General features: G+C 35.2%; 17 protein-coding genes. 15 read left to right on the top strand and 2 right to left on the bottom strand.

The annotated features are described in order from the left end of the window. The first annotated feature begins 1 nt into the window (after window position 1). From hutI to ABH957_RS06525, 8 genes are all read left to right on the top strand, one after another. On the top strand, window positions 2-1,273 hold the full coding sequence (gene hutI, locus ABH957_RS06560) for an imidazolonepropionase (RefSeq protein ID WP_000887529.1): 1,272 nt from the start codon (window positions 2-4) through the stop codon (window positions 1,271-1,273). Continuing rightward, a complete protein-coding gene (hutG, locus tag ABH957_RS06555) occupies window positions 1,252-2,223 on the top strand; it encodes a formimidoylglutamase (RefSeq protein ID WP_404443953.1) in 972 nt (323 codons plus the stop codon). Before hutI ends, hutG begins: the two co-directional genes overlap by 22 nt. A gap of 291 nt (window positions 2,224-2,514) precedes the next feature. Then, entirely contained in the window at window positions 2,515-2,976 is a 462-nt protein-coding gene (locus tag ABH957_RS06550) for a CarD family transcriptional regulator (RefSeq protein WP_170935206.1), read from the top strand. Between the two features lie 601 nt (window positions 2,977-3,577). Beyond that, window positions 3,578-4,705: an alkene reductase gene (locus tag ABH957_RS06545; RefSeq protein ID WP_404443956.1), complete on the top strand. Its 1,128-nt coding sequence runs from the start codon at window positions 3,578-3,580 to the stop codon at window positions 4,703-4,705. A 71-nt stretch (window positions 4,706-4,776) separates the two neighbouring features. Continuing rightward, the gene (locus ABH957_RS06540) at window positions 4,777-6,351 is read left to right on the top strand and encodes an FMN-binding glutamate synthase family protein (RefSeq protein ID WP_002185146.1); all 1,575 of its coding nucleotides are present in this window, start codon (window positions 4,777-4,779) and stop codon (window positions 6,349-6,351) included. 483 nt (window positions 6,352-6,834) lie between these two features. Continuing rightward, window positions 6,835-7,773: a ring-cleaving dioxygenase gene (locus tag ABH957_RS06535; protein WP_404443959.1), complete on the top strand. Its 939-nt coding sequence runs from the start codon at window positions 6,835-6,837 to the stop codon at window positions 7,771-7,773. 27 nt (window positions 7,774-7,800) lie between these two features. Further along, the gene (locus tag ABH957_RS06530; RefSeq protein ID WP_404444321.1) at window positions 7,801-8,415 is read left to right on the top strand and encodes an alpha/beta hydrolase; all 615 of its coding nucleotides are present in this window, start codon (window positions 7,801-7,803) and stop codon (window positions 8,413-8,415) included. Between the two features lie 137 nt (window positions 8,416-8,552). Continuing rightward, on the top strand, window positions 8,553-9,347 hold the full coding sequence (locus ABH957_RS06525; RefSeq protein WP_219303316.1) for a phosphotransferase: 795 nt from the start codon (window positions 8,553-8,555) through the stop codon (window positions 9,345-9,347). 114 nt (window positions 9,348-9,461) lie between these two features. Here the strand turns inward: ABH957_RS06525 and ABH957_RS06520 are convergent, their stop codons facing one another. Next, window positions 9,462-10,994 (bottom strand): BA3702 family sensor histidine kinase, encoded by a 1,533-nt coding sequence (locus tag ABH957_RS06520; RefSeq protein WP_098167683.1) that lies wholly within the window; start codon window positions 10,992-10,994, stop codon window positions 9,462-9,464. A 236-nt stretch (window positions 10,995-11,230) separates the two neighbouring features. Between ABH957_RS06520 and ABH957_RS06515 the strand changes: the two genes are divergently transcribed. Beyond that, complete coding sequence (locus ABH957_RS06515; RefSeq protein ID WP_002087825.1) at window positions 11,231-11,602, top strand: VOC family protein; 372 nt, start codon at window positions 11,231-11,233, stop codon at window positions 11,600-11,602. A 20-nt stretch (window positions 11,603-11,622) separates the two neighbouring features. Here the strand turns inward: ABH957_RS06515 and ABH957_RS06510 are convergent, their stop codons facing one another. Continuing rightward, window positions 11,623-12,432 (bottom strand): YitT family protein, encoded by an 810-nt coding sequence (locus tag ABH957_RS06510; RefSeq protein ID WP_000251329.1) that lies wholly within the window; start codon window positions 12,430-12,432, stop codon window positions 11,623-11,625. Between the two features lie 143 nt (window positions 12,433-12,575). Here ABH957_RS06510 and ABH957_RS06505 point away from each other — a divergent pair, with 143 nt between their 5' ends. From ABH957_RS06505 to ureC, 6 genes are all read left to right on the top strand, one after another. Beyond that, window positions 12,576-13,379, top strand: coding sequence for a protein phosphatase 2C domain-containing protein (locus tag ABH957_RS06505; RefSeq protein WP_404443964.1), 804 nt, complete (start codon window positions 12,576-12,578; stop codon window positions 13,377-13,379). 15 nt (window positions 13,380-13,394) lie between these two features. Next, window positions 13,395-13,847: a peptidoglycan recognition protein family protein gene (locus ABH957_RS06500; RefSeq protein WP_404443967.1), complete on the top strand. Its 453-nt coding sequence runs from the start codon at window positions 13,395-13,397 to the stop codon at window positions 13,845-13,847. 17 nt (window positions 13,848-13,864) lie between these two features. Continuing rightward, the gene (locus ABH957_RS06495) at window positions 13,865-14,116 is read left to right on the top strand and encodes a DUF2164 domain-containing protein (RefSeq protein WP_002033529.1); all 252 of its coding nucleotides are present in this window, start codon (window positions 13,865-13,867) and stop codon (window positions 14,114-14,116) included. 139 nt (window positions 14,117-14,255) lie between these two features. After that, window positions 14,256-14,558: an urease subunit gamma gene (locus ABH957_RS06490; protein WP_001241327.1), complete on the top strand. Its 303-nt coding sequence runs from the start codon at window positions 14,256-14,258 to the stop codon at window positions 14,556-14,558. Window positions 14,559-14,572: 14 nt separating this feature from the next. Further along, window positions 14,573-14,902: an urease subunit beta gene (locus ABH957_RS06485; protein WP_098167684.1), complete on the top strand. Its 330-nt coding sequence runs from the start codon at window positions 14,573-14,575 to the stop codon at window positions 14,900-14,902. Between the two features lies 1 nt (window position 14,903). After that, window positions 14,904-16,616, top strand: coding sequence for an urease subunit alpha (ureC, locus tag ABH957_RS06480; RefSeq protein ID WP_404456553.1), 1,713 nt, complete (start codon window positions 14,904-14,906; stop codon window positions 16,614-16,616). Window positions 16,617-16,625: the final 9 nt, after the last annotated feature.

The raw sequence follows: 16,625 nt of genomic DNA, 5'->3' as shown, positions 1-16,625 counted from the left end.
CATGCTGGACACTTTACTAATAAATATCGGTCAATTACTAACAATGGATCAAGAAGATGGCTTGTTAAGACGGGAAGCGATGAATACGCTTCCTGTTATTGAAAATGGTGCGGTTGGAATTGAAAATGGTGTAATTACTTTTGTTGGAACAGCGGAAGAAGCTAAAGGATTACAAGCGAAAGAGGTTATTGATTGCGGCGGGAAAATGGTGTCTCCTGGTCTTGTTGATCCGCATACTCATCTTGTATTTGGTGGATCTCGTGAAAATGAAATCGCGCTAAAACTACAAGGAGTTCCGTACTTGGAAATTTTAGAACAAGGTGGAGGTATTCTTTCAACTGTAAATGCAACGAAACAAGCGTCGAAAGAAGAACTTGTTCAAAAAGCTAAATTCCATTTAGACCGTATGCTATCTTTCGGAGTTACAACTGTAGAAGCGAAGAGTGGTTACGGATTGGATGATGAGACAGAATGGAAACAATTAGAGGCAACTGCACAATTACAAAAAGAGCATCCAATTGATTTAGTTTCAACATTTTTAGGTGCTCATGCAGTTCCGAAAGAGTATAAAGGAAGATCGAAAGAATTTTTACAATGGATGCTAGATCTATTACCAGAAATGAAAGAGAAGCAATTAGCTGAGTTCGTTGATATTTTCTGTGAAACAGGTGTGTTCTCTGTAGAAGAATCAAAAGAATTTTTATTAAAAGCGAAAGAGCTTGGCTTTGATGTGAAAATTCATGCAGATGAAATCGACCCTCTTGGTGGTGCGGAAGCAGCGGCTGAAATTGGTGCAGCATCAGCGGACCATTTAGTTGGCGCTTCTGACAAAGGAATTGAAATGCTTGCGAATTCTAATACAGTAGCAACTTTATTACCAGGAACAACTTTCTATTTAAATAAAGAAAGCTTCGCACGCGGCCGCAAAATGATTGATGAAGGTGTTGCAGTTGCTTTAGCTACAGATTTTAACCCAGGTAGCTGTCCAACTGAAAACATTCAGCTTATTATGAGCATTGCGATGCTGAAACTGAAAATGACACCAGAAGAAGTTTGGAATGCGGTAACAGTGAACTCATCTTATGCCATTAATCGAGGCGATGTAGCTGGGAAAATTAGAGTTGGTCGTAAGGCGGATTTAGTTTTATGGGATGCTTATAATTACGCTTACGTACCGTACCATTACGGCGTAAGTCATGTAAATACAGTATGGAAGAATGGGAATATCGCATATACAAGAGGTGAACAATCGTGGAGCACGGCCACTATTTAAAGAAAAATGCAAAGTTTATCGATCGGGAAGTGACGAAATGGAGCGAAATGATTAAAGATTGGGAGGAAGGCGTAGAAATATTCGGTGCTGCCTTAATTGGAGCACCCCTTTCTAAACCATCTATTAGTCATTCAGGAGCATGTTTTGCACCAAAAACAATTCGTTCAATGTTGGATGCATATAGCACGTACGCAATTACAGAAGAACACGATATGAAAGAAAGTGTTCTTCATGATTGTGGTGATATTACGATGCATGTGACAGATATAAAAGAGAGTCATAACCGAATTGCGAAAACAGTTGGTCACTTGACGAAAGTAAATCCGAAAATGATACCAATCGTTCTTGGTGGTGACCACTCGATTAGTTTTCCGAGTATAACTGGTTTTGCAAATAGTAAAGGGAAGGTCGGTATTATTCAATTTGATGCCCATCATGATTTACGTAATTTAGATGATGGTGGTCCATCAAATGGTACACCGTTCCGTAGTTTGCTAGAAAATGATGTGATTACAGGAAAACAACTCGTTCAAATTGGGATTCGTAATTTTTCAAATGCACGAGCGTACCATGAATATGCAAAAGAGCATGGCGTGACAGTGTATACAATGAAAGATGTAAGAGAGCGAAAAATAAAAGATCTTATTTCAGAAAGTATTGAAGTATTAAGAAAACAAGATGTGACTTCTATTTATATTTCTCTTGATATGGACGTACTAGACCAAGCGTTTGCGCCAGGCTGTCCAGCAATTGGCCCTGGTGGGATGGATAGTACAACTTTACTTGATGCAATTGAATTCCTTGGTAAAGAGCCACTCGTTCGAGGGATGGATATAGTAGAAATTGATCCAACTCTTGATTTTAGGGATATGACGAGTAGAGTAGCTGCGCAAGTGATTATGAGTTTTCTTTTAGCGCGAGAAACGATTAGTAAACAGGTTAGTATATAAGCGAAGGATCGTGTGTGAAGTTTTGAAGCAACCGTTTTTGTCATTATATAAAAATACATCGCTACTTATATGTAGTGATGTGTTTTTTTGTTTTACAAGGTATATAAAATTGGAGAAAATGGGTGTAGAAATGTAACAAAATCGCGGGTTTTTTAGTGTTTCTGTACAGCTTGAATTTTTATGTGTAAATAAATTGACATAGAAAATAATTTTGTGATATTATAAAAATTTTGCTAAAAAAATAAATGTGTGTTAAGATTGAGAAGGTTACCATATATGGAGGTGGATTATTTGTTTCAAATTGGCGATAACATCGTTTATCCAATGCACGGAGCAGGTATAATTAAAGCCATAGAAGAAAAGGAAATCTCAGGAGAAAAAAGACAGTATTATGTTATAAAAATGTCGGCTAGTAATATGGAAGTAATGATTCCTATGGGGAAAATATTGAGTTCAAATATACGACCAGTTACAGATATAAAGGCATTAACAAACATAATAGATATTTTTCAGCATGGGGAATCAGATAGATTACTTACGTGGAAACAAAGGTATAAATTGAACACTGATAAAATAAAAACGGGTAAAATACAAGAAGGTGCTGAAGTTGTACGTGATTTATTACGTATGCAGAAAGAAAAAGCACTTAATGCAAGCGAAAAGAAAATGTTAGATAACGCACATGAATTTTTGATTAGTGAGCTGGGATTAATTGAAGGTATCACAGAAAATCAAATAAAAAGCTTTTGTTAAGATTCATTGTAGATAATGTATTACATCCCAAAAAAGATCTTGAATTTTTTGGGAATATAATTATAGAAAATCAATCATTTCAAAGACATTCAACTCTTTCAAACCACTTTTAGAGCATTAACCTCTTTTGTTATTACTACAATTTAATCCATTTTTATTTTTTAATTTCTTTTACGAATGTTCGAAGTTTAATTAAATAACTCGATAAAATAGTTACTTGATTTTTGCAATCCTGATTCACACTGGCACGGACGAGGAGCCGTAAGGATGAAAGAGAGGTAGGGCTTTCATTGTTTTAGGTATATAAGTTATTATTTTTAGAAGAATACTGAACCACTCCCACTTCTATTGTTAAGAGATTTTCCATATGTGAGGAGATAATAATTGTTTATTTTCTTTATTTAAAAGAGATAAACGAATTGTTAGCCTTATATGGTCAACTAAAAAAGGTTTCCTACTTAGGAAACCTTTTTAATTTTTGTTTTTATCATTCTATTTGTTTAATATTCGAATCTTTAATGGTAAAGACGTATAAATTGACGTTACTATCTAAAAGTAAGTATGATGCGATTATAGTTAGATTTTTTTAGGGGGAAGAAAAATGACAAGTTCAAATAATAAAGCGGCAAGTATTTATGAAGGAACAAATATAAACGCTTGGGGGTCTTTTGAAAATATTGAAGAAACGAAGTTATTTCATCCGATTCAAATTGGATCTTGGTCTCTTCGTAATCGCATAGCGATGGCACCGATGACGAGATGTTTTGCAAATAATGAGACTGGAGTCGTTGGTGCTGACGTAGTCGAATATTACCGAAAACGTGCTGCTGATGGGATTGGATTAATTATTACAGAAGGAATTGTCATTAGCCCGAGAGCAAAAGGGAATCCAGGAGTACCAGGTATTTATACACAAGCGCAAGTCGATTCTTGGAAACCTGTTACAGAGGCAGTACATAAAGAAGGCGGAACGATTATTGCTCAAATATGGCATGTTGGACGTATGAGTCATCACGAAATAATTGGTGATCAAATGCCGCAAGCACCTTCTGCTATTGCTGCGGAGGGGAATGTTCCGCGTTTTCGTAAACCATTTGATACACCAGAAGCAATGACAATAGAAGAAATAAAAGAAGTTATCGGTCAATATGCACAAGCCGCAAAGAATGCGATAGAAGCTGGATTTGATGGTGTAGAAATTCACGGTGCACACGGATATTTAATTGACCAATTTACTTATGAATTTGCGAATAAGCGTACTGATAAATACGGCGGTGACTTAAAACAAAGGTTAACGTTTATGAAAGAAGTTGTTCAGGCTGTAATTGAAGCAGTTGGAGCTGATAAAACGCTTCTTCGCTTCTCTGCCTTTAAAGGTGATAATCCTACTTATATGTGGGAACATCCTGAACTTGCAATTGAAACGTTTGTAAATATGTTTAAAGAAGTTGGATTAACGATGATTCACCCTTCAACGATGAATTATACGCAAGTTATTGCTGACGGCAAGAATTTTCATCAATTAGTAAGAAAGTATTGGGATAGTACTATCGTAGGAGTAGGTAATTTGAATCCGAAAGAGGCAGAAGAAGCACTGCAAGAAGGAACAATTGATGTAGCGGCGTTCGGAAGACCATTAATCGCTAATCCAGATTTTGTTCAGCGAATTAAAAATGCTGAAAGTTTGGTTGAATATGACGCGAAAGAGCATCTTGCTACGTTAGTGTGAATAAGGATAAAAAGAGAACACATGGAGTGTTCTCTTTTTATTATGGAATTTTATATATAGGGGGAAGCGGAATGAGTGAAGCGCTACTCATTATTATTAGTATATTGCTCTTTTTGATGCTACTTTTAATTGTCTTTTTTATCATTACATTTTTTATTAAAAAACGGACGCATCATTCTATATTAAAACTGCATCCATACTTAGGTAGAATGCGCTATTTGCTCGAAAAAATAGGCCCGGAATTTCGGCAATATTGGTTTGATCATGATACTGACGGAAAGCCCTTTTCGCGCTATGATTTTCAAAGTGTTATGTTTCTAGCAAAATACCGTTCTGAAATACTTGGTTTTGGATCAAAACGAGATTTTGAGGAATCTGGCTATTATATTGCTAATACATTATTCCCCACATTAACAGATGAATTAAGTGTGAATCTCACGCAAGAACGTGAGGGGAAAAAATATATGATTCATAAAGAAGGGTTATTTTCAAGAAGAGAAAAATTGACAGCGGATACAACAAATCTTTGGTTGTATGAAGAAGATGATGCAATTATAGTCGGCGAAAATCGTAAATATCCATGGAAACTGTATGGGATGTTTGGAGCGTCAGCGACATCTTACGGTGCGATTGGAGAAAATTATATTTTATCAGCTGGGTTTGGTGCAAAAATGGCAGGTGGTTCGTGGATTAATACTGGGGAAGGGGGTGTCATTCCAGAACATTTACATACGGGTGCAAATATCATTGCCCAAATTGGTCCGGGATTATTTGGATACCGTGACGAGGACGGGAATTTTTCGATGAAGGAATTTATGGAGAAGGCGAAAGAAAGTAATATTAAAGCGTTTGAATTGAAATTTGGGCAAGGAGCAAAAATACGTGGTGGTCATTTAGAAGGACAGAAGGTAAATGAGAAAATCGCTTCCGTTCGGAAAGTACGAGAAGGAGAAACGATTAATTCGCCAAATCGTTTTTCATTTATTAGTAGTGCCGCAGAGGCTTTATATTTTATTCAAGATTTACAAGAAAACGGTGGTAAACCAGTGGGTATGAAAATTGTAATTGGTCAACAGAAGCCTTTGGAAGATTTATTAAAAGCAATGAAAGAATTAAACATCTATCCAGATTTTATTACAATCGACGGTTCAGAAGGTGGATCAGGGGCAACATATAAATCGATGGCAGATAGTATGGGGCTTCCGCTTATACCGGCACTACTTACATTTATTGATACAGCAAATCATTACGGTGTCAGGGATAAATTAAAGGTGTTTGCCTCCGGGAAATTAATCACGCCAGATAAAGTAGCGATTGCTTTAGCTATCGGTGCAGATGCCGTAAATTCAGCACGTGGATTCATGATGGCAAGTGGTTGTATTATGGCACTTCAATGTAATTCAGGGCAATGCCCATCGGGGGTTGCAACTACGAATCCACACTACCAAAAAGCATTAGATCCGTATGAGAAAAAATGGCGAGTAATGAACTATGTTATTAGTATGAGATATAGTTTGTTTTCATTAGCGGCAGCAGCAGGGGTAAAGAGCCCACGCCACTTAACGAGAGAGCATATTGTGTTTAAAGATGAGATGGGGAAAGTAGTTCCACTTTCGGAATTGTTTCCTTCCGTAATTGGGAAGTAAATATGTAGCTGAACAAAAAAATCAAAAAAGTCATACATTTGTATGGCTTTTTTGGTTATGGGAAAAGTAGAAATTTATTACATGAATGTTCCCGCTTTTCGGTTGCTCTTTTTCAAACAAATTATTTGATGGAGATGAGTTGTCAGAATATTGTTTTTGATGAAAAAATGAAATGATATCCGCATTGACAATAAAAACTAATTAGACTATAATAAATCTCGAATTCAAGATATTTTTTGAAGGATAGTCAAAATCATAAAATCAATATTTAAAATATAATCATAAGAACTGTAGTTTTTTTGTAAAATATCTCGAATCCGAGATATTTTTTGAACTAAATGAAATGTGTTAGTTTTTTAGAGAAATACCTCAATTTTGAAAAAGATAGTATTGCGGATTGAACTTTATCATATGGACAAAATGAATAATGAATTTTAGCGAATAAACGTTTTTTGTAATGAAATAAAAAAAGGGGTGGAGAAAGTGGAAAAGAAAACGATGGGAATTCATCACATTACAGCAATCGTAGGTCACCCACAAGAAAATGTAGATTTTTATGCAGGTGTATTAGGATTGCGTTTAGTAAAACAAACAGTGAATTTTGATGATCCAGGTACGTATCATCTTTACTTTGGTAATGTAGGAGGAAAGCCTGGAACAATTATTACGTTTTTCCCATGGGCAGGTGCTCGTCAAGGTATTATTGGGGACGGTCAAGTAGGCATTACGTCTTATGTCGTACCAAAAGGCACAATGGAGTTTTGGGAAAATAGATTAGAAAAATTCGACGTACCGTATACAAAAATGACTCGGTTTGGAGAACAGTATATAGAATTTGATGATCCACATGGTTTGCATATAGAATTAGTTGAAAGAGAAGAGGGCGAATTAAATAATTGGACTTTTGGGGAAGTTACGCCAGAAGTAGCAATTAAAGGATTTGGCGGTGCTGTTCTTTTATCTGCACAACCTCAAAAAACTGCTGAATTGCTAGAGCGTGTTATGGGTCTTGAGAAAGTAGGAGAAGAGGGAGAGTTTATGCGGTTCCGTTCTTCTGCTGATATTGGAAATATTATCGATTTGAGATTATCAACAATTGGACGTGGGCAAATGGGTGTTGGTACAGTTCATCATATTGCTTGGAGAGCGAATGATGATGCTGATCAATTAGACTGGAAAGAGCATGTGTCTCGCTTTGGATATGGTGTAACCCCTGTACAAGATCGAAACTATTTTAACGCAATTTATTTTAGAGAACACGGCGAAATCTTATTTGAAATTGCAACAGACCCTCCTGGTTTTGCCCATGACGAATCTTTAGAGACGATGGGTGAGGAGTTAAAATTACCGGATCGATATGAACAACATAGAAAACAAATTGAACAGACACTCTTACCATTTGAAGTGAGAAATCTAGATTAAAGTGATTGAAAGGGGAAAAGGAATATGATGAAACATGTTTTTCAAAAAGGAAAAGATACGTCAAAACCAGTGTTGTTATTGCTTCATGGTACAGGAGGAAATGAATTAGATTTATTACCGCTTGCAGAAAGAATTGATCGGGAAGCTTCTGTATTAAGTGTTCGTGGAAATGTATTAGAAAATGGGATGCCTCGTTTCTTCCGCCGATTAGCAGAAGGTATTTTTGATGAAGAGGATCTTGTTTTCCGTACGAAGGAATTAAATGAATTTTTAAATGAAGCAGCAAAAACATATGAATTTGATAGAGATAATATCGTAGCTGTTGGGTATTCAAATGGAGCAAATATTGCGGCGAGCTTATTATTCCATTACAAAAATGCATTAAAAGGTGCAGTCCTTCATCACCCCATGGTGCCTAGAAGAGGAATAGAATTACCTAATTTAGCAGAGAAATTCGTATTTATCGCTGCTGGAACAAATGATCCAATTTGTTCACCTTCTGAGTCAGAGGAATTGAAGATGCTATTAGAAAATGTAGATGCTAATGTAACAATGCATTGGGAAAATAGAGGACATCAATTAACGATGAATGAAGTAGAGAAGGCAACAGAATGGTATGAAAAAATATTTTCACATGTATAAATAGTAGACTAAATCGAGTGTAAAATCATAAAGATTTTATACTCGATTTTTTTGTTGCAATTTAAGGGGTTAAAAGAGAATAGGAAAGTTATGTTAAAATATAAAGAAAATGTAGAATAATGGAGGGGAAGTATTAGATGTCAAACTACGAAAAGGAAGAAATGCTAACGGGAGGGAATGTCTCAAACGTATATCGTTCGGAAGATACTGTTCGACGAGAATTAAAGCAAGGCAGTACCAAAATTCATAAGCTATTAAATCATTTGGAAAACAAAGGTTTTAGTTATGCACCAAAGTTTTTAGGTATTGATGATAAAGATAGAGAGATATTATCATTTATTGAAGGAGAAGCTGGTAATTATCCTTTAAAAAAGTATATGTGGTCTAATGATGTTTTAAAAGAAATAGCGAAGATGCTCCGTCTTTATCATGATGCTGTGAGTGATTTCCCGTTATCAGATGATTGGAAACCGATGGATAATACTCCAAATAAAATAGAGGTTGTATGCCATAATGATTTTGCAATATACAACATTATTTTTAATAACGAAAAGCCAGTAGGTATTATCGATTTTGATGTTGCTGGTCCTGGACCAAGACTTTGGGACATAGCCTATACTCTTTACACTTGTGTCCCATTAAGTAGAGTTTATTATAAGGAAACAGGTGAGGCAGTTTATTATAGTTCATTACAGCATGCAGACCGCATAAAGCAAAGAGTTAAATTGTTTTTTGAGTCCTATAAAAGTGATGGCATCGCCGAGGATTATTTGGAGATGGTACTTCTACGATTAGAAGGATTATGTAAATACATGAAAAGAAAAGCACTAGAAGGCGATATGAACTTCCAAAAGATGATAGATGAAGGGCATCTTGAACATTATGAAAATGATATTCAGTTTATTCGTAAACATGGAAAAGAGTGGATTTAATAAAATAAATCGTATACAAAAATAAAGCTCAGAGTCATATAGGGACTTTGAGCTTTTTAGTGTAGATGTTTTCCACAATAACTGAACTACTTATAATATCTTGTAGATGTATAGTTAAGAGTTTGTTACAGGATGAGCTGTAGCAATCGGTAATTGGATATCGACAGTTGTTCCTATGTTTAATTCACTGGAAATGAATAATTTCCCGTGATGCTCTTGAATGATTTTATAGCACATCATTAAGCCAAGGCCAGTTCCTTTTTCTTTCAAGCTATAAAAAGGTTCGCCAAGACGAGCCATGCGCTCTTCAGGAATCCCACAACCTTCATCCATAATGCGTATTGAAACAAAATCATTTTCTAACGAAGTTGTTTGAATGAAAATGTTACCACCATCAGGCATCGCCTCGATTGCATTTTTTAATATGTTAATCAAAACTTGTTTTAATTGATTACTGTCACATTGAATGTCAGAAATATAATCGAAATGATCCATGATGATATGAACGCTATGCATAATTGCTGTTGGTAAAATAAAAGTTACAACTTCTTCAATTAATGTTTGTACGTTGCATGTATGAATAGATAACACTTGTGGTTTAGACATCGCCATAAATTGGCTTGTTATAGATTCCATTTGTGAAATTTCACTCAACATAACGTCCACATACCATTTATTTTCCTCATTTATTTCTGGATGTAATAACGTTAAAAATCCTTTTAATGAAGTGAGCGGGTTTCTAATTTCATGGGCAATTCCAGCTGTCAGTTGTCCTACTACTGCAAGTTTTTCGGATTTCCGTAATAACTTTTCAGTTTCTTTTAGTTCGGTAACGTCTCTTCCCATCACTATAAGACCTTTGCGTGAGCCATCAGGATGGAAGAGTGGGACTTTTGAAATGCTTAAAACTAGGTCGAAATCATTTCTATGTATAATAAATTCCTCTCCGTGAAGAATTTGTCCTTTTTGCCATGTTAGTTCATCGACTTCTTCACAATGCAAAAAAGATTCGCGGTATGCTTCGTTATATTGAATGAGTTCATTATCTCTTTTTCCATGATAAGGAACGTTATGGAAATTGAAACAAGAAAGCGCATAGTCATTCGCTTCAAGCCAGCGTCCTTCATGATCCTTAAAAATAACAAATGCAGGCATTGAATTCATTAATGTGCGTAATCGTTTCTCACTCTCTTGTAATGCTTTCTCAATTCTTTCTGATTTTTCAAGGGGTTTCATAATGGCGTATACACCTGTTAAACGGTTTTTAACAAAAATAGGAACTAATTTTGTTACGACATCTAGTAAATATCCGTCTTTATGATAAATAGAGACAATATACTCTTTTTGATTGTCAGCTGCAGCATTTTTTATGTATTGTAGCACTTGATCAGAAATATGTGCTTCTAAAATAGAAGTGATTGTTTTCCGCTCTAATTCGTTAGAAGTATAACCTAATATTCTTTCCGCAGAGGGGTTAATATGTAAAATAACTCCTTCTAAATTCAATGAAATAATACTATCAGGGTTATGTTCAAAAAGAGATGCATACATTTCTGCTAAAGAACGATTTTGTATATGGTTTCGCAAGCGCTCCGATACGTTTGGGTGACGCTTTTTTTGAGTAGATGAATGTTTTTTACGACTCATAATATTTCCTCCGTACAACTAGCATCTAAAAAAGATGAATCTAGTACTAACTATAATATAGGTGCAATGTGTATTTCTATAAAAAATGGAAATTATATAATAAATTTTCTTTTTTATTTTTAGTGGAAGGTAAAAAAAGGTAGTAATAAGAGAATCTTATATTGCTTTATTAATATTTTCTAAGTTACATGAATGTATTTTCGTTATAACATTAGAATAGAAGAGGGGGAAGGAATATGAAAAATTATATTCAAGGAATTGATCATGTACAAGTAGCGGCGCCAGTAGGATGTGAAGAAGAAGCACGAGAATTTTATGGTAATAAAATTGGTATGGAGGAAATTCCAAAGCCGGAGGAATTAAAGAAGCGTGGTGGGTGTTGGTTTAAGTGTGGAAATCAAGAGATTCATATCGGAGTTGAGCAAAACTTTAATCCAGCTAAAAAAGCGCATCCAGCTTTTTATGTTTTGAAAATTAATGAATTTAAACAAGGGTTAATAAAGCAAGGTATTGAAGTAATAGATGATCATGCGCGACCAGATGTAATCAGATTTTACGTGTCAGATCCGTTTGGAAATCGAATTGAATTTATGGAAAATAAAAACTAGGTGGAGATCCATCTAGTTTTTTACACTTTTCTAAACAATCCTAATACTTCAACAGTCTCCGTAATATTAACGAATGCATGAGGATCAATTTCCGAAATCGTTAGTTTCATACTTGCTAATTCTTCACGTGAAACGACTGTCATAAGTACACGTTTTTTCTCGTTTGAATAAGCACCTTCACCATCAAGTAACGTAATTCCACGTACTACAGTTGAAAGAAGCTTTTTTTTCATTTCTTCCGCTTGATTTGTTACAATCATAAGTGTAACTTTACGATGTTTCGTATGAACGGCATCAATTACTTTACCAGTTACATAAATTGAAAGTAAGCTTGTAAGGGCAACATCCCAAGTGAAGAAAAATCCTGCAATGACAACAACAACAGTATTTAATGCAATAAGGAATCCACCAAGTTTAATATCTCGCTTACGAGATAACAACATACCGATAATATCAAATCCACCAGTCGAACCATGGCAGTTAAAGACAAGACCGATACCAGCTCCGGCGATGACACCGCCAAATACAGATGATAAAAGTGGATCTGTTGCTACGACTTTTACTGGAACATAGTATAATGCAACAGATAATACAATTACAGAAACAACCGTGTTAAAAATCACTTTTTTTCCAAGACCTATGTATCCTAAAATAAGGATAGGTAAGTTCAATACAAAGTTAATAATACCTGTGTTTACAGGGGTTACAATCCCTAAAATAATAGCAATTCCGCCAATTCCACTACTTAAAATTTTATGGGGGATAAGGAAAAGATTAAAGGCAATTGCGATAATAATAGAACCAAAAATAACACCAAGAAATCTGACCATCTCTTTCCCGTCCTTCACTAAATAATCATATTATTTCAAGATTATATATGAAATTGAAAGTTTTTGGGGAAAACAGTTTATTTCGGAAAATTAGATTAATCTAAATAGTTAGAGTGTTTGATAAATTGGGAGGGGATACAGATATGCAGATAACGACGTATCAACAGAAGAGTCCTTTAAAACAAGAGTGTGAGGATTCATTTTTTTGTAATGAAGATAAAATGATTTACGGTGTATGCGATGGAGCAACACCGTTAGTTCCATTTTGTGATGAAGAAGGACATAATGGAGCATACATCGCTTCACATTTATTTGCAAGTCATTTTACTTCGCTACGAGAGATCAATAGTTTACAAGATGAAGTTGCAAAGGCGAATGAATTATTGCAAAACAAGATGCTAGAGTACAAGGTTGATACGAGAAAAAAAGACCATCTGTGGTGTACATGTATTGCAGCAGTTCAAATAGAAGGCGATAAGCTTGAATATGCACAATTAGGTGATTGTATGATCGTTGCAATATTTCAGGATGGAGCGATAAGAGTATTAACGAAAGATACAGTTAAGGGAATTAGTAAACGCGCAAAAAAGAAGAGAGAAGAGGATCGTAAAAAAGGATTACCAGTCCCGGAAGAACATGTTTTTCAAGATGTTCGGGAGCAGTTGAAATACAACCGCTATCTTGCGAATGTGCCAAACGGTTACGCAGTTGCAAATGGGATGAAAGAAGCGATGACTTATTTACAACATGGGGAATTACATGTAGCTGATGTAAGTGGGATCTTTATTTGTTCGGACGGATTGTTCCATCCGGAGTGGTCGTTAGAACAAATTGTGATATATATAAGAAAGAATAGTATAAAAGAATATGTAGCAATCATTGAAAGGCTAGAAGGAGAAAATAGAATAAGACCGGATGATAAAACAATTATTATAATTGATTTTTAAGGGGAGGAAGTTCAAATGGAAATTAAATGTGTAAATTTAACATTTCAAAATGAATTAGTTCCTTTAGAGAAAGTAAATAAACTGATTGTCCACCATACGTCAGAAGATGGATGGGATGTGTATAAAACTCACGAATTTCATCAAAAGGTAAGAGGATGGAGCGGGATTGGTTACAATTATTTTATTGAAGAAGATGGAACTGTAGTCGAAGGGCGAGGTTTACATATTGGAGCACATGCGAAAGATAATAATAGTGACACAATTGGAATATGTATGACGGGAAATTTTGATAAATATGATCCAAATACTGCACAAATGAATTCATTATATTCTTTATGTAAAATGTTTATGAAGCAGTTTGCCATAGAGAAAGGAAATATACTCGGCCATAGGGAGTTAGAAGGGGTTACAAAAACTTGTCCAGGAAATCGCTTTTCTATGGTAGAGTTAAGAAAAGTATTATCTTAAATATAGAGGAGTAACGAATGATGATGAACATAAAAATAACGAATGATAAAAAAGAAGAGCTTGTAGCACAAATTCAGCAATTTTTCGTTGAAGAAGATTTAGATGAAATTGGACGCTTCCAAGCAGAACGTTTAATAGAAGAAATGATAAAGTTAGTAGGACCATTTGCATACAATCAAGCAATTGGAGATGCAAGAAAACTTGTAAGTGAGAAATTAACAAATATTGAAGAAGATTTGTATGTGTTAGAGAAGAATGAAGGGAAATAAAAAAAGACTAGAAATTCTAGTCTTTTTTTATTTGATTAGCAGAAAAAAACATGGAGAAAACACGGAAAGGACATTGGAAGTACATCTTTTATTTTTAGAATATTCTTAGTTTTAAAATACTTTAGAAAGGAAGATTGTAATGAGATTAACTCCAAGAGAAATTGATAAACTGCTGGTAGTTGTTGCGGCTGATTTAGCGTATCGACGAAAGGAGAGAGGGCTTAAGTTAAACTATCCAGAAAGTATCGCTATTATTACGTATGAAATTTTGGAAGGAGCAAGAGATGGTAAAAATGTAGCGGAATTAATGGAGCTTGGAAAAAATATTTTAAGTGCTGAAGATGTTATGGATGGTATTGCAGACATGATATCAGATATTCAAGTTGAGGCAACTTTTCCTGATGGAACAAAATTAGTAACTATTCATCAACCAATTCATTAAAGGAAGTGAATGTTATGATTCCAGGGCAATATATCCTTGCGAAAGAAGACATAGTATGTAATGGAAATAAAAAAGCAACGAAAGTTAAGGTGTTAAATCAGGGAGATAGGCCGATTCAAATTGGATCTCATTACCACTTTTATGAAGTGAATGAGGCGTTAAGGTTCAATCGTAGTGTAGCAATTGGACAACATTTAAATATTCCAGCGGGTACAGCGGTAAGATTCGAGCCTGGGGATGAAAAAACGATTGAATTAGTTCCATACTCAGGGAAGCAAGAAGTATATGGATTTAAAAATAAAGTGGATGGCGATATTCAATCTTACAAAAAAAGAGGGAGATAGCATGAGTTTTAAGATGTCACGTAAACAATATGCTGATTTATATGGTCCAACTACAGGAGATTCTATTCGTTTAGCGGATACACAATTATTCGCACATATTGATCGAAATTACACGGTATATGGTGATGAAGCTGTCTTTGGTGGAGGAAAATCAATTAGGGATGGTATGGGACAAAATTCGCAACTTACAAGGGAACAGGGTGTTGTGGATGTTGTTATTACGAATGCAATTATTATTGATTATACAGGAGTATATAAAGCGGATATTGGTATAAAAGATGGAAAGATTTCAGCAATTGGTAAGAGTGGTAATCCTTCAGTTATGGATAATATTGATATCATCATTGGAACATCAACGGAAGTAATTTCTGGCGAACGAAAAATCGTTACAGCTGGAGGTATTGATACACACGTGCATTTCATATCCCCACAACAAATTGATACAGCATTAGCTTCAGGTATAACAACTTTAATTGGTGGAGGAACAGGACCGGCAGAGGGTACTAAGGCAACTACAATAACGCCTGGATCTTGGAATTTAAGAAAAATGCTAGAGGCAGCAGAAGCTTTTCCTATAAATATTGGGTTTTTAGGGAAAGGAAATAGTTCAAGTTTACCTGCCCTGGAAGAACAAATATTTGCAGGAGCTATTGGATTAAAAATTCATGAAGATTGGGGAGCGACTTCTTCAGCAATTAATCACTCGTTACAGATTGCTGATAAATATGATATTCAAGTTGCTATTCATACTGATACGTTAAATGAATGTGGTTTTGTGGAAGAAACGATAAAGGCTATTGATAATCGTGTTATTCATACGTACCACACTGAAGGGGCTGGTGGTGGGCATGCACCAGATATTATAAAGATTGCTGCACTGAATAATATTTTACCTTCTTCAACGAACCCGACCTTGCCATATACAGTGAATACGTTGGATGAACATTTAGATATGCTCATGGTATGTCATCATTTAAAAGCAAATATTCCAGAAGATGTAATGTTTGCGGATTCAAGGATTCGAAAAGAAACAATTGCGGCAGAGGATATTTTGCAAGATTTAGGGGTTTTCAGCATGATTAGCTCTGACTCGCAGGCGATGGGGAGGGTTGGAGAGGTTATTATTCGCAATTGGCAAACCGCCGATAAAATGAAAAAGCAGATTGGTAGTTTAGAGGGAGATAAAGAGTATAACGATAATAATAGAATTCAACGCTATATAGCTAAGTATACAATTAATCCAGCTATTACACATGGGATTTCAGAATATGTCGGCTCTATTGAAGTTGGGAAATATGCAGACCTTGTAATATGGGATCCACAATTTTTCGGTGTTAAGCCAGATATGGTTTTGAAAAACGGGATGGTAGTGATGGCATTAATGGGAGACGAGAATGCTTCGATCCCCACACCACAACCATATTATGAAAAAAAGATGTTTGGTGCATATGGAAAAGCGGTACAGTCAAGTTCGATTACATTTGTATCTAAAGTAGCTTATGAGAATAATATTAAAGAAAAATTAGGTTTAAATAAAGTTGTATTACCTGTTAGAAATACGAGAGAGATTTCTAAGCAAGATATGAAGCTGAATAATGCAACACCAGAAATTGAAGTAGATCCGCAGACATATGAAGTTAAAGTTGATGGACAAGCTATTACGTGTGAAGCAGTAGATGTATTACCTATGGCTCAAAGATATTTTTTATTTTGATATAACGGA

Source organism: Bacillus sp. RC242 (assembly GCF_044908245.1).
Classification (GTDB): Bacteria; Bacillota; Bacilli; order Bacillales; family Bacillaceae_G; genus Bacillus_A; species Bacillus_A mycoides.
Note: the sequence above shows the minus strand (reverse complement) of the source record. Positions and strands in the feature narration are given on the sequence as shown.